At 66.2% G+C, this 13,449-nt stretch carries 11 protein-coding genes; 6 read left to right on the forward strand and 5 right to left on the reverse strand.

Annotation, left to right across the window (positions count from 1 at the left end; genetic code table 11):
• Positions 1-6: 6 nt before the first annotated feature.
• Positions 7-1,470, forward strand: a complete 1,464-nt coding sequence (locus ABIA30_RS12000; protein ID WP_370065354.1) for a carotenoid oxygenase family protein — start codon at positions 7-9, stop codon at positions 1,468-1,470.
• Here the strand turns inward: ABIA30_RS12000 and ABIA30_RS12005 are convergent.
• Positions 1,457-2,455: a DEDDh family exonuclease gene (locus tag ABIA30_RS12005; RefSeq protein WP_370065356.1), complete on the reverse strand. Its 999-nt coding sequence runs from the start codon at positions 2,453-2,455 to the stop codon at positions 1,457-1,459. The genes ABIA30_RS12000 and ABIA30_RS12005 overlap by 14 nt on opposite strands.
• An 84-nt stretch (positions 2,456-2,539) precedes the next feature.
• Between ABIA30_RS12005 and ABIA30_RS12010 the strand changes: the two genes are divergently transcribed.
• From ABIA30_RS12010 to ABIA30_RS12020, 3 genes are read left to right on the forward strand one after another with little or no spacing between them, the layout of a single operon-like run.
• On the forward strand, positions 2,540-3,619 hold the full coding sequence (locus ABIA30_RS12010) for an SDR family oxidoreductase (RefSeq protein ID WP_370065358.1): 1,080 nt from the start codon (positions 2,540-2,542) through the stop codon (positions 3,617-3,619).
• A gap of 52 nt (positions 3,620-3,671) precedes the next feature.
• Positions 3,672-4,901: a MurT ligase domain-containing protein gene (locus tag ABIA30_RS12015; protein ID WP_370065360.1), complete on the forward strand. Its 1,230-nt coding sequence runs from the start codon at positions 3,672-3,674 to the stop codon at positions 4,899-4,901.
• On the forward strand, positions 4,898-5,632 hold the full coding sequence (locus ABIA30_RS12020; protein WP_370065362.1) for a type 1 glutamine amidotransferase: 735 nt from the start codon (positions 4,898-4,900) through the stop codon (positions 5,630-5,632). The genes ABIA30_RS12015 and ABIA30_RS12020 overlap by 4 nt, the downstream gene beginning before the upstream one ends.
• 7 nt (positions 5,633-5,639) lie before the next feature.
• On the opposite strand, the gene ABIA30_RS12025 is transcribed toward ABIA30_RS12020, so the two are convergent.
• The 4 genes from ABIA30_RS12025 to ABIA30_RS12040 are packed head-to-tail and all read right to left on the reverse strand — an operon-like array spanning position 5,640 to position 11,275.
• Positions 5,640-6,401, reverse strand: coding sequence for a GAP family protein (locus ABIA30_RS12025; protein WP_370065364.1), 762 nt, complete (start codon positions 6,399-6,401; stop codon positions 5,640-5,642).
• Between the two features lie 31 nt (positions 6,402-6,432).
• Positions 6,433-8,316, reverse strand: coding sequence for a propionyl-CoA synthetase (locus ABIA30_RS12030; protein ID WP_370065366.1), 1,884 nt, complete (start codon positions 8,314-8,316; stop codon positions 6,433-6,435).
• Positions 8,313-9,638: an aspartate aminotransferase family protein gene (locus ABIA30_RS12035; protein ID WP_370065368.1), complete on the reverse strand. Its 1,326-nt coding sequence runs from the start codon at positions 9,636-9,638 to the stop codon at positions 8,313-8,315. Before ABIA30_RS12035 ends, ABIA30_RS12030 begins: the two co-directional genes overlap by 4 nt.
• 53 nt (positions 9,639-9,691) lie before the next feature.
• Positions 9,692-11,275 (reverse strand): APC family permease, encoded by a 1,584-nt coding sequence (locus ABIA30_RS12040; protein WP_370065370.1) that lies wholly within the window; start codon positions 11,273-11,275, stop codon positions 9,692-9,694.
• Between the two features lie 335 nt (positions 11,276-11,610).
• Between ABIA30_RS12040 and ABIA30_RS12045 the strand changes: the two genes are divergently transcribed.
• Together ABIA30_RS12045 and fabG are read left to right on the forward strand one after the other, a co-directional pair.
• Entirely contained in the window at positions 11,611-12,627 is a 1,017-nt protein-coding gene (locus ABIA30_RS12045; RefSeq protein ID WP_370065372.1) for a phosphotransferase enzyme family protein, read from the forward strand.
• Between the two features lie 15 nt (positions 12,628-12,642).
• On the forward strand, positions 12,643-13,419 hold the full coding sequence (gene fabG / locus ABIA30_RS12050) for a 3-oxoacyl-ACP reductase FabG (RefSeq protein WP_370065374.1): 777 nt from the start codon (positions 12,643-12,645) through the stop codon (positions 13,417-13,419).
• The last annotated feature ends 30 nt before the right edge of the window (positions 13,420-13,449 follow it).

A 13,449-nucleotide genomic window follows, 5' to 3' on the forward strand; every position in this document is an offset into this window, starting at 1 on the left:
GGTTGTATGACAGCCATTGTGCCCGCAGAACCGACGCTGAAGGAACTGCACGGCCGACCGTTCGCGTCCCTGTACGACGAGTTCGACTACCAGGTCCACCGGGTCGAGGGCACCCTGCCGCCCGACCTCACCGGTACGTTGTTCCGCATCGGCCCGGGCAAGTTCGAGGTCGGCGACACCGTGCTGAAGACGATGTTCGACGCGGACGGCATGGTGTCCCGCTTCATCCTGGACGGCCGATCGGTCCGCTTCACCAACCGCTACGTGCGCACCCGTCAGTACCGCGGCGGCGACCGGATGACCCAGCGCGGCATCACCACCAACGCCCCCACCCTGCAGGGAAATCTCAAGCCGCCGGCCAACACCGCCAACACCAACATGGTGTCGATCTGCGGCGAGCTGCTCGCGCTCTGGGAGGGCGGCCCGCCACACAAGATCGATCCCGATTCACTGGACACCTTGGGGTACAAGCGTTTTGATGGCGATCGACTGGGATACCTCGGCGCGTTCTCGGCACACCCGAAATGGGACCCGCGCACGGGTGAGGTGTTCAACTTCGGCCTCGACTTGTTCCCCACCCCGCGGCTGCGCTGCTATCGGGTGGACCGGTTCGGCCGGAACACCCAGATCAACTCCCTGCCGTTGTGGGACATGGTGTGGAACCACGATTTCGCGCTCACGCAGCGCCATCTGGTCTTCGTCCTGGACCCACTGCGGCCCAACATCCCAACTCTGTTGCGCACCCGGTCCTTGGCGCAGGCGCTGGATTACCAGGCGCGCAATGGGTCGACGCGGTTCGTCCTGGTGCCCCGCGACGGCGCCAAGCCCCGGGTCATCGAGCACGAAGCCCTGGCGCATGTCCACGTCACCAACGCTTTTGAGGACGGCGCGGACACCGTGGTGGAGTTCTTCCGATTCGACGACCCGGAGATCTTCCGCAAGCTGGGCAAGGCCTGGCAGGAGCCGGCGGACAACACCGATCCGCGCGCGCACCTGACCATCGACGAGTGGCCCCGCGGGCACCTGTCCCGGTTCCGGATCAACAAGACCGGGCGGATCACCGAGACCGTGCTATCAGCCACGGCCCCAATGGAATTCCCGCAGTACGACTGGCGCCGGTCCACCCGGGAGCACAACGTCACCTACGCCGCCGCGGCCACCGCGGACATCGGCCACTACAACGCGGTCACCAGGATCGACCATCGCACCGGAATTCAGAGCACCTTCGATTTCGGGCTGGCCCAGACCGGTGAACCGTTGTTCGTGCCCCGATCCGACACGGCGGCCGAAGACGACGGGTGGTTACTGGTGCTCAATCACGACCTGCCATCGCATCGTTCGCAATTGGTCATCTTCGACGCCCGCACCATCGCCGACGGGCCATTGGCAACCGCGCATCTGGAGCATCATCTGCCGATCGGGTTCCACGGCACCTTCAGCCGAAAGGTCGCCGGCCTCAGAACAGCGTGAACTGGTCACCCGCGGGAGTGTTGTCGACGAACGCTTCGATATCGGAGCCGCCGACGACTTGGCTCAGCAGTGTCATGAAGTCCTCGTCGGCGACCAGCGGCACACCCAATTCGCGGGCCTGGAAGCCTTTCCCCTGATCGGGCTCGGGCTCGTTGCAGATGACCAGTGAGGTCAGCGGATCGACGGTGTCGCTGAACGCCAGCCCGGCATCCAGGATGCGCTCGATGACTTCCTCGTGGCTGCGCCGGGTCTCGGCCGACAGCGCCACCCGCATGCCCTGCACCAGCGGCCGACCCGGCACGAATGAGCCGGGGTTGGCGTAGTCGCACGGCAGCCGGGAGGCCAGCACCTTCAGCGGGCGCAGCTCGTCGTGGGTGATGTGGCCGCTGGGCCAGCGCTTGCGGGTCACGTTGCGGATCGGCAGCCAGCGTTTGGTGTCGACGGCCGCGGCGAGTGCCGGTTTGAGGATCTGGGCCAACACCATGGCGTCGTCGAGCGCGTCATGCGGCCGGATCTGGGTGGCGCCGTAGTGCGCAGCCAAGGTCTCCAACCGCAGGTTCTCGGTGCCCAGATTCAGTCGCCGGGCCAGCTCCACGGTGCACATCACGGTGTCCACCGGCAGTACCGCGTCGACCAATTCGGCCTCGGCAGCCAGGAACGAGTAGTCGAAGGCCACGTTGTGGGCCACCAGTGTGCGGCCGGCCAGCACCTCGGCCAGCTCGCCGAACACCTCACCGAAGGTGGGTTGTCCGTCGAGCATCTCGGCGGTCAGGCCGTGCACGTGGGTCGGCCCGGGGTCGACACCGGGGTTGAGCAGACTGGAAAACGACCGTTCGACGCTGCCGTCGTCGCCGACGGCCAGCGCCGCGACACTGACCACGCGGGCCTGACCTGGCCGGAAACCCGATGTTTCGACGTCGACCACGGCCCAACCCGCGCCCGGCTCGGTGGCCGGACGCCCCCAGCGGTCGTTGGTTTGGCCCACGTTGGCAAGGATGGCACGCGGGCCCGACAATCCTGGCGGCTGCCGCTGCGTGTCGCCGCCCCGATTAGGCAAGGATTGACCACCATGACCGCAACCACGATCAACCCCGCCGCGCCCGTCCTCGTCACGGGCGCCAGCGGATACATCGGCAGCTGGATCGTCCGCCGCCTCCTCGAAGCGGGGCACACCGTGCACGGCACAGTGCGTAATCCGCAGAAGGCCTCCGGTCTGGAGCATCTGCACAAACTGTCGGCCGACCACCCTGGCCGGCTCCGGCTTTTCAAAGCTGATCTGCTCGACACCGGCAGCTTCGACGAGGCGATGGCCGGCTGCGAGCTCGTCATGCACACCGCATCGCCGTTTCTGCTCTCTGGATACAGCGATGCGCAGGAGGCACTCGTCCGCCCGGCGCTGGAGGGCACCCGCAATGTGCTCGATTCGGTCAATCGCACTCCGAGCGTCAAGCGCGTGGTGCTGACCAGCAGCGTGGTGGCGATCTACGGCGACAACTGCGAGTCGCAGGATGTCCCCGGCGGAGTCTTCACCGACGAGCACTGGAACACCACCAGCAGCGTCAGCCACCAACCGTATTCGTACTCGAAGACCGTGGCCGAGCAGGAGGCCTGGCGGTACCAGAAGGCACAGGACCGCTGGGACATGGTCACCATCCATCCGGGCTTGGTCCTCGGTCCGTCTCTGACCAGTGCCAGCGACTCCGCCAGCCTGAGCACCATGAAGCAGTTCACCGACGGCACCCTGCTCGCGGGCGCGCCGGCCTTGACCATGGGCGTGGTGGACGTCCGTGACGTTGCCGACGCCCACGTGCGCGCCGGCTTCACTCCCGAGGCCCACGGCCGCTACGTCGTCAACGCCGACTCGCTGAGCCTGCTGGAGATCGGCAAGATTCTGCGCCGCCAATACGGCCCGCTGTATCCCTTCCCGAGGATGACGACGCCCAAGCTGGCCGTGAAGGTGCTCGCTCCGGCTGTCGGACTGACGCGCAAGTTCGTCGACCGCAATATCGGTTACCCGCTGGCATTCGACAACGGCCGCGGCCGCGCTGAGCTGGGGCTGACGTATCAGCCGGTCGATCAGACCGTCATCGAGCACTTCCAGCAGATGCTCGACGACGGCCTGGTTCCACGCCGGCCCGGCGGCCGCTAGGTGGGCAGCCTCACGTCGTCACATTCGGTTCGGGCCTCCTAGACTTCCGGGGATGATCACCGCACGAGGACGCGTCGCGCTGGGCGCGGGTGCTGCCGCCCGATGGGCCTCGCGCGTCACCGGGCGCGGAGCCGGCGCCATGATCGGCGGGCTCATCGCCATGAAGCTCGACCCGTCGATCCTCGGTCAACTGGGCTCCGGACGGCGCAGCGTGGTCGTCACCGGGACCAACGGCAAGTCGACGACGACCCGGATGACGGCGGCGGCTCTGGCGACGGTCGGCGAGGTCGCGACCAACAGCGAGGGCGCCAACATGGACGCCGGGTTGATCGCGGCGCTGGCCGGGTCACGGGCTGCGGGACTGGCAGCGCTGGAAGTCGATGAGATGCATGTGCCGCATGTGTCCGATGCAGTCGATCCGTCGGTGATCGTGTTGTTGAACCTGTCCCGCGATCAGCTGGACCGAGTCGGCGAGATCAACGTCATCGAGCGCACCCTGCGCGCCGGACTGGCCCGGCATCCTTCCGCCGTGGTGGTGGCCAACTGTGACGACGTGCTGATGACCTCGGCGGCCTACGACAGCCCGAACGTGGTGTGGGTGGCCGCCGGTGGCAGTTGGTCCGGCGACTCGGTGAGCTGCCCGCGCAGCGGCGAGGTGATCGTCCGCGAAGAGGGCCACTGGTACTCGACCGGCGCCGACTTCAAGCGCCCGGCCCCACATTGGTGGTACGACGAGACGACCATCTACGGACCGGACGGCTTCTCCGCCCCCATGACACTGGCGCTGCCCGGAACGGTCAATCGTGGCAATGCCACCCAGGCCGTCGCGGCCGCAGTGGCATTGGGCGCCGCCCCGCCGGCGGCGGTGGCCGCGGTGTCCGCGGTGGACGAGGTCGCGGGCCGCTATCGCACCGTGCAGGTGGGAGAGCACACCGCGCGGGTGCTGCTGGCCAAGAATCCGGCCGGTTGGCAGGAGGCCCTGTCGATGGTCTCCACCGATGCGGCCGGCGCGGTGATCTCCGTCAACGGGCAGGTGCCCGACGGCGAGGACCTGTCCTGGCTGTGGGACGTGAACTTCGAGCATTTCGTGGACTTCCCGGCGCCAGTGGTCTCGGCGGGCGAGCGTGGCACCGACCTGGCGGTTCGATTGGGCTACGCCGGTGTCGACCACACCCTGGTGCACGACACCATGGCCGCCATCAAGTCCTGCCCACCCGGGCATGTCGAGGTGATCGCCAATTACACGGCGTTCCTGCAGCTGAACCGAGAGCTGAGGCAATGACCGCGGACGTGAAGAGCAGAACGGCACCCGTACAGATCGGCCTGGTGCTGCCCGACGTGATGGGTACCTATGGCGACGGCGGCAACGCGGTGGTCCTTCGACAGCGGTTGCGGCTCAGAGGAATTGACGCCGAGATCATCGAGATCACGCTCAGCGAGCCGGTACCGAACTCACTGGACCTGTACACCCTCGGCGGCGCCGAGGACTACGCCCAGCGACTGGCCACCAAGCACCTCATCCGTCATCCCGGTCTGCAGCAAGCGGTTTCGCGAGGCGCGCCGGTGCTGGCCATCTGCGCCGCCATCCAGGTACTCGGGCATTGGTATGAGACGTCGTCGGGCGAGCGCGTCGAAGGCGTCGGCCTGCTGGACGTGACGACGTCCCCCCAGCCCGAACGCACCATCGGCGAAGTGGCGTCGGTGCCGGTGATCGACGGGCTCAGCCAGAAGCTGACCGGCTTCGAAAATCACCGCGGCGGAACCGATCTCGGTCCTGCAGCGCGTCCGCTGGCCCGGGTGGAGAAGGGTGCCGGCAACCGCGACGGTTCGGGCTTCGACGGCGTGGTACAGGGCAGCGTGGTCGCCACCTATCTGCACGGCTGCTGCCTGGCCCGCAACCCGGAACTGGCCGATTACCTGCTGGCCCAGGTGGTCGGGGACCTGCCTCCGCTGGAGCTGTCCGAGGTCGAATTGCTCCGCCGCGAGCGCTTGGCCGCCCCACGTCGCGTCTAGTCTCCGCCTAGGACAACATGCCCGTTCCCTGCGCCACGAAAGCCAGGCCGACGAGCGTGAGGATGGCCACCACGATCTGGGTGCGATAGCCACCCACCCAGTCATGCACCCCGCGAAGCACCGCTTGGGTTTTCGTCGGCGTGACCACATTGCACAGCAGCACGATCTCGACGACCGCAAGGCTCACCACGATGAACACCACGGCGACGCCGATCTGTGTGCCGATCGCGGCACCGGAGGCCAGGATGGTGGTCAGGGCGAACAGCACCAGGGACGGGTTCGGCCCCGCCCAGAAGCCGATCACCGCCGCGACCCACAAAGCCCCGCTCTCCCAGGCATCGTGGGCGCGCGCAAGCAGTCGCTGAAGTGCTGACCCACCATCGGCGGGCGCGTCCTTGCCACGCTGCAACAACTTCGAGATCGGCGAGGCGTCCGGGTCGGCAACCTCGGCGCGCTTACGCGTCGCCAGCCGAACCCCCATCACCCCGGCAATCACCAACAGCAGCACGCCGACGAACACCTGGACGTGCCGGAGGGTGGAGCTCGCCGTGGTCCTGGGGTTGGCCAGGTCATGCACGAATGTCAGATCGGTGAAGTGCAGCGCCAGCAGCGGAACCAAAAGCAGCACGACGCTCGCGCTCACACAGCCGACCCAGTACACCAGCAGGTTCTGCGCCGGGCGCGGCCGGGAGATCAACAGCAGATTGACGCCGAGGCGCACCGGATCGAGTGCGATCGGAAGCGCCAGCACGGCAACGGAACCCCACATTGCCGACAACTTACCCGGCTCCGCCGAGAAGTCAGTGCGCGCGCAGCAAAGGGATGAGCGCGTCGATCACGGAGATGTCCTCGATGGTCGAGGGGACGGTGTAGTCGACGCCTTCGGCGATCTGCCGCATGGTCTTTCGCAGGATCTTCCCCGACCGGGTCTTGGGCAGGGCGCCGACGACGGTGACGTCGCGGAAGGTGGCGACGGCACCGATCTGGTCGCGGACCATCGCGGTGAGGTCCTGTTGCAACGCGCCGTGGTCGACGTCCTGGCCGGCCTTGAGCACGACGTAGCCGCTGGGCCGCTGGCCTTTGAGGTCGTCGTGGATACCGATGACGGCACACTCGGCGATGGATGGGTGCGCGGCGAGGACGGCTTCGATACTCCCCGTGGAGAGCCGGTGGCCGGCCACGTTGATCACGTCGTCGGTGCGGCCCAGGACCGTCAGATAGCCGTCATCATCGACGTAGCCGAAATCTCCGGTCAGGTAATAGCCGGGGAACGCGGACAGGTAGGACCGAACGAATCCCGTGTCATTGCGCCACAATCCGGCGAGTGTGCCCGGCGGCAACGGCAGCTTGATGACGATGTTGCCCTCGTCTCCCGCGGGCACCCGGTCGCCTTTCGCATCGACGATGTCGACGCGGTAGCCGGGCACCGGCACCGTGGGTGATCCCGCCTTGATCGGCATCGGTTCGAGCCCGCGCAGGTTGGCGCAGATCGCCCACCCGGTTTCGGTCTGCCACCAATGATCGACGACGGGACGTCCCAGCACTGCCGACGCCCAATCGTAGGTGTCGGGGTCCAGACGTTCGCCCGCGACGAACAGGGCTTTCAGCGACGAGATATCGTGCACGGCAAGCAGGTTCGCGGACGGATCCACCTTGCGGATGGCCCGAAGCGCGGTCGGCGCGGTGAACAGTGCATCCACCTTGTGGTGCTCGACAACCCGCCAGAACGCGCCGGCATCCGGGGTCCCTACGGGTTTGCCTTCGTAGAGCACCGTGGTAGCGCCCGCGATCAGCGGCCCGTAGACGATGTACGAACTGCCCACGACCCACCCGATGTCGGAGGCCGTCCACATCACCTGGCCGGCGCTGATGTCGTAGACATGCCTCATCGACCACGCCAACGCGACGGCGTGCCCGCCGTTGTCCCGGACCACGCCCTTGGGTTTACCCGTGGTTCCGGAGGTGTAAAGGATGTACAGCGGGTCGGTGGCCGACACCGGCACCGGGGACGCGGGTTCGGCGATGGCGATCAGCTCGTCCCAGTCCAGATACCCCGGGTGGTCGGCGGCCCGGCCCGGCACGTGGTCGCGGTTCTTCACGATCACCGTGGCCGGCTCGGCGGTGGACATCGCCAGCGCCTTGGCCACGACGGGCAGGTATTCGACGGTTCGTCCCGGCTCCAGACCACCCGAGGCGGTCAGTACCGCCACCGGCTCCGCGTCGTCGATGCGGGCGGCGAGTTCGCCCGCGGCAAAGCCGCCGAAGACCACTGAGTGCACCGCGCCGATCCGTGCGCAGGCCAGCATGGCGATGACGGCTTCGGGAATCATCGGCATGTACACCACCACCCGGTCGCCGGCGGTGATACCGCGTGCGGCAAGCACTCCGGCGAAACGGGCGACCTGGTCGAGGAGCTCGGCGTAGGTGAAGGACTGCTGCACGCCGGTCATCGCCGAGTCATAGATCAGCGCGGTGCGCGCACCGTTGCCGGCCTCGACATGGCGGTCGAGTGCGTTGTAGCAGGTGTTGAGTCGCCCATCGGGAAACCAGCGATAGAGCGGCGCCGCGGAGTCGTCGAGCGCGCGGCTCGGCGGGGTGGTCCAGTCGATCTCGTCGGCCGCCGCCAGCCAGAAATCGTCCGGGCTGTGCGCCGCCGACTCGAAGGCCTCCCGATAAGCACTCATGCAAGCTCTTTGACGACGGTGCTGAACACCGTCATGAACCAGTCCAGGTCAGACATCGAGAACACAAGAGGCGGGCGCACTTTGAGGATGTTGCCATGTCCGCCGCACACGGAGATCAAAACGTGGTGATCCCGCATCGCATCCACGATGCGCTGCGCCTGGGCACCGTCGTGCTTCTTGGTCTCGGGGTCGGTGACGATCTCGACCCCGGTGTACAGCCCCGCGCCGCGGACGTCGCCCAGCAGCGGGTACTGCGTGGCCAATGCGCGAATATCTGACCGCAGTTCGGCACCGACCCGACCGGCATGCTCGGCCAGTCCGTCGCCCTGGATGATGTCGAGGACGGCCTGAGCCGCCGCCATCGACACCGGATTTCCGCCGAAAGTGTTGAAGTAAGGCGTTTCTCGGGCGAACGCGTCGAGAACCTCCGGCCGCGCGGCCATCGCGGCCACCGGAATCCCATTGCCCATGGGCTTGCCCATGGTCACCAGGTCGGGCACCACGCCGTGGCGCGCAAAGCCCCACATCGCATCGCCGGTCCGGGAGAAACCGGGTTGGACCTCGTCGGCGATGAACACGCCGCCGGCCCGGTGCACCACCTCGACCGCAGGTGCCAGCACCGATGGATCGACGTAGATCCCATCGGAGGAGAAGATCGAATCCAGCAGCAGCGCACTGAATTTGTGACCATGACGTTCCAGATCGGCGATCGCGTTGCTGATCTGGTCGGCGAACCAGCCGGCCAGATCTGACGGATGGATTCGGTAGGAGTCCGGTGCAGGTACCGTGCGGACGTTCACGCCGAGCGGGACTCCGACGCCCAGAGACGGAGACATCGCCGAGATCAGGGCACTGTTGCCGTGGTAGGCCTCCTCGGTGACGATGACGCCGGTGCCACCGGTGTACTGCTCGGCCACCCGTACCGCCAGATCGTTGGCCTCAGATCCGGTGCAGGTGAACATGATCGAGGAGATCTCGTCGGGAAATGTGGCGAGCAGCTGTTCTGAGTAATCGAGGATGCTGCCGTGCAGATATCGCGTGTGGGTGTTCAGTTCCGCCATCTGGTTGGTGACGGCCTCGATCACCCGCGGATTGCAATGGCCCACGCTGGCCACATTGTTGTACGCGTCGAGGTATCTGGTGCCCTCGGCGTCGAACAGGTGGGCGCCGGAGCCCTTGACCAGATGAACCGGCCGGTTGTAGAAGAGCCGGTACGACGGTCCCAGCGTCGAGCGCCGTTTGTCGACCATGGCGTCGGTGGCCGGGTCAAGGCCGCCGGCTCCGGTATAGCTGTTGGAATCCATGATTGCGGAAAATGCCATGTGTTTGTCCTCGCTGCTGTGATGGCGGTAGACGCTGGTTCGACGTTGCGGCGTCAACGCTCTTCGTCGAGCACCACGCGTCCCAATCGGTCGTAGCGATGCGGTGAGCGGGTCCGGAGCACCAGGGCGACAACGACTCCGGCGATGCCGGTAGCGCCCACCACGTAAGGAATCGCGGTGAAGACGACATCTTCCGATGCCGAACCCGCGGCGAAGGAGGCGTTCTTGATCAGCAGGTAAATCACGTAGAGCATGCCGATACCACCCAGGCCGGGTGCCAGGAAGGTACGGAACCAATGCGCGGTCTCGGGATGTTGCTTGCGGACATGGAAGTACGAGACCACCGAGAACGCGGCCAGCGCCTGCACGATGAGGATGGCGGCCGTGCCCAAGATGGCCATGAGGCCGTACAGGCCGCTGTAGGGATCACGGCCGGTGACCGCGAACAGCAGGATGATGATCAGGGCGACGCCCGTCTGGACGAAGCCGGCGATGTGCGGCGAGCCGTGGATGCGATGAGTGCGGCCAACGGTTTTCGCCGTTCCCGGAATGATGTCTTCGCGGCCGATCGCATAGATGTACCGAGCCGCGCAGTTGTGAAAGGCCATGCCGCAGGCGTAGGAACCCGTGGTCAACAGGATCTGGAACAGTGTCACCGCCCAGCCGCCGAGGTGATCACGTACCGGGCCGAAGAAGATCTCCCCGGCGGTGTTCGTATCCTGCGCCAGCGCAATGGCTTTGGTGGGACCGGTGCCCACGATCGCCAGCCACGACACCACCACGTAGAACGCTCCGATGCCCAGCACCGACGACATGATCGCGACGGGGATGATCTTCTTCGGGTTCTTGGACTCCTCGCCGTACATGGCACTGGACTCGAAGCCGACCCAGGACCAGAACGCGAAGAACAAGCCGACGCCGGCCGAGCCCACCACGGCCATGGTCCCGACTCCGTTGGCGTTGGGGACGACGGCATGCAGTCCGGTCAGGCCGTTGATCGGATTGAGCGAGGACAGCGACCAGCCCTCCGGACCACCGCCGTTGACCACGACCGACCCGGCCATCAGGGTCAGCATGACGATCTCGGTGACCAACAGTCCGCCAAGCACTTTCGCCGCCAGATTGACGTCGAAGTAGGTCAGGACGGCATTGGCGGCCAGTGCCACCGCGGCGAACAGCAGCCACGGCAGATGGACTCCGAACAAGGATGTGAACAGGTCTCGGGAGAAGAACGCGAAGATGCCGATGAGGGCAGGCTCGAAAACCATGTAGGCCAGCGCGGTCAGGAAGCCTGCGGCCAGGCCGACCACCCGGCCGAGGCCGTGGGAGATATAGCCGTAGAACGCTCCGGTGGCGGTGATATGCCGCGACATCGCTGCGTAGCCGATGGCGAAGAGCCCCAATACGATCGTGGCGACCAGGAAACCCGCGGGGGCGGCCGAGCCGTTGCCGAATCCGACGGCGATGGGCACGTTGCCGACCATCGCGGTGATCGGGGCCGCGGTGGCCACGGCCATGAACAGCACGCCCACCAAGCCGATCGCGTTGGGCTTGAGCCGCTGCACAATGGTTTTGTCGGCGCCACCTCTCGGCGGCTGATTGGACGTGGTCCGGGGCGAATCGTCGATCTCACTCATGGGCGCCAACCGATCTGGTGTGGGAGGTGAGCCCGACCCGAGCGGTCGGAGCTACTCATTATTTGGTCTGCTCTATCTAGTGACAGCGGGCCGTTCTGCGGACCATGCGACCGAGTCCCTCGAACGCACCGCTATTGCTACCAGACCAAAAGTGTCACGTCAATACCTGGTCTACCAGCAGTATTACGTCCACATTGCCAACAAATCTCCCAGCCGTTTCACAGTCGAACCCATCGAAATCATGTGCCAGTTTTGGTCCATTTTCCGACTGAATGCGGTAGAAACTGAGCAGACCAAAAAAGGCCGCCTGCGCCAGTCACCCGAGGAGATCCACAATGAGCGACATGGAAGCCGCCGATTACGAACGCTTCGCCCACGCCGCGCTCACGCACTATCAGCTCGACTCCGCGACCGTGCGACTGCTGAGCTTCTCCGAGAACGGCACCTTCCTGGTCGAGACCGGCTCGGGGGCGCACACGCAGCGCCAGGTCCTGCGGGTGCACCGACCCGGGTACCACTCGCTGGCCGCGATCGAATCCGAACTGGACTGGATGGAAAGTCTCCGGCTCGACTCGGCCATCACCACACCACGGGTGATCCCGGCGCCGGATGGCCGCCGCGTGGTCCAGGCCCGGATCGGCGACGAGGTGCGCCTGGTCGATCTGTTCACCTTCGTCGAGGGCACGATCGCCGAAGATGACGCCTCGGATATCAGCTTCAGCGAGCTGGGCACGATCACCGCCGAGCTGCACGAGCACGTCCAGCAGTGGACGCGACCGGCCGGCTTCACCCGGTTCCGGTGGGACCTGGACACCATGCTCGGCGCCGGCGGCCGGTGGGGCAACTGGAGAGACGCGCCGGCACTCAGCGCCACGGACGCCGCCGTCATCGAGGACGCCGAACGCAAGATCATCGATCGACTCACCAGCTACGGCATGGGGCCGCACCGCTTCGGCCTCGTCCACAACGACCTCCGGATGTCCAATCTGATGGTGCACGAAGGCCGGATCACCGTCATCGACTTCGACGACTGTGGCTGGTCCTGGTATCTCGCCGACCTCGGAGCGGTGGTGTCATTCGTCGAGGACTCCCCCGGTGCCGCGCGCATCGTCGACGAGTGGCTCGACGGCTACCGCCGCGTTCGCGACCTCACCTTCGCCGACCTCGCCGAGATCCCCACCTTCGTGATGCTGCGCCGACTGATGCTCACGGCCTGGATCGGCACCCACCCCGAATCCGAACCCGCACAAACCCTCGGCGACAGGTTCGCCTCCGGCACAGCGCAATTGGCGCAGGCCTACCTGACCGACCCGTCGTGGTTCCGGGTCGGCTCAGCCATCACAGCCCACTGACAAAGGACGGCAGCAATGTTCGCACTCGACAACAAGAACGTCATCGTCACCGGGGGCACCAAGGGAATCGGCTACGGCATCGCAGCGGTCTTCGCCGCCGCGGGCGCCAACGTCGCTGTGGCGGCCCGTTCCCAGTCCGACCTCGACGCCGCAGTTGCCGCACTCGACGCCCTCGGCTCGGGGAAGGTCCTCGGTGTAGCCGTCGACGTGGCCGATCCCCAGTCATGTCGGGCCATGGCCGAGGCCACCACCGGTACGTTCGGCGGCATCGACGTGTTGTGCGCCAATGCGGGCATCTTTCCCGAGGCACCGCTGGACACCATGACACCGGCCGACCTGACCACGGTGCTCGACGTCAACGTCAAGGGCACCGTGTACTGCGTGCAGGCCTGCCTGGACGCGCTGACCCGCAGTGGCTCCGGACGCGTTGTCATCACCTCATCCATCACGGGCCCGGTCACCGGATTCCCCGGCTGGTCGCATTACGGCGCATCCAAGGCCGCCCAACTGGGGTTCATGCGCACTGCCGCAATCGAACTCGCCCCACGCCGGATCACCGTCAACGCCGTGCTGCCCGGCAACATCCTCACCGAAGGGCTCAAAGACCTGGGTGAGGACTACCTGGCCGGCATGGCTCGTTCCATCCCCGCCGGAACACTGGGCACCCCGGAAGACATCGGACACCTCGCCGCGTTCCTGGCCACCGACGAGGCTCGCTACATCACCGGGCAATCGATCGTGGTCGACGGCGGACAGATTCTGCCCGAATCCCTTGATGCGCTCGCCGGATAAAGCCCGCCAACCGGTCGGTACGGTGATCAC

Origin of the sequence: Mycobacterium sp. MAA66 (assembly GCF_041261665.1) — a bacterium.
Taxonomy (GTDB): domain Bacteria; phylum Actinomycetota; class Actinomycetes; order Mycobacteriales; family Mycobacteriaceae; genus Mycobacterium.

Bases quoted from the DNA above. Each gene is read 5' to 3' on its own strand.
- ABIA30_RS12000 (WP_370065354.1), top strand. From the start codon at position 7: ATGACAGCCATTGTGCCCGCAGAACCGACGCTGAAGGAACTGCACGGC.
- ABIA30_RS12010 (WP_370065358.1), top strand. From the start codon at position 2,540: ATGACCGCAACCACGATCAACCCCGCCGCGCCCGTCCTCGTCACGGGC.
- ABIA30_RS12015 (WP_370065360.1), top strand. From the start codon at position 3,672: ATGATCACCGCACGAGGACGCGTCGCGCTGGGCGCGGGTGCTGCCGCC.
- ABIA30_RS12020 (WP_370065362.1), top strand. From the start codon at position 4,898: ATGACCGCGGACGTGAAGAGCAGAACGGCACCCGTACAGATCGGCCTG.
- ABIA30_RS12025 (WP_370065364.1), bottom strand. From the start codon at position 6,401: ATGTGGGGTTCCGTTGCCGTGCTGGCGCTTCCGATCGCACTCGATCCG.
- ABIA30_RS12030 (WP_370065366.1), bottom strand. From the start codon at position 8,316: ATGAGTGCTTATCGGGAGGCCTTCGAGTCGGCGGCGCACAGCCCGGAC.
- ABIA30_RS12035 (WP_370065368.1), bottom strand. From the start codon at position 9,638: ATGGCATTTTCCGCAATCATGGATTCCAACAGCTATACCGGAGCCGGC.
- ABIA30_RS12040 (WP_370065370.1), bottom strand. From the start codon at position 11,275: ATGAGTGAGATCGACGATTCGCCCCGGACCACGTCCAATCAGCCGCCG.
- ABIA30_RS12045 (WP_370065372.1), top strand. From the start codon at position 11,611: ATGAGCGACATGGAAGCCGCCGATTACGAACGCTTCGCCCACGCCGCG.
- fabG (WP_370065374.1), top strand. From the start codon at position 12,643: ATGTTCGCACTCGACAACAAGAACGTCATCGTCACCGGGGGCACCAAG.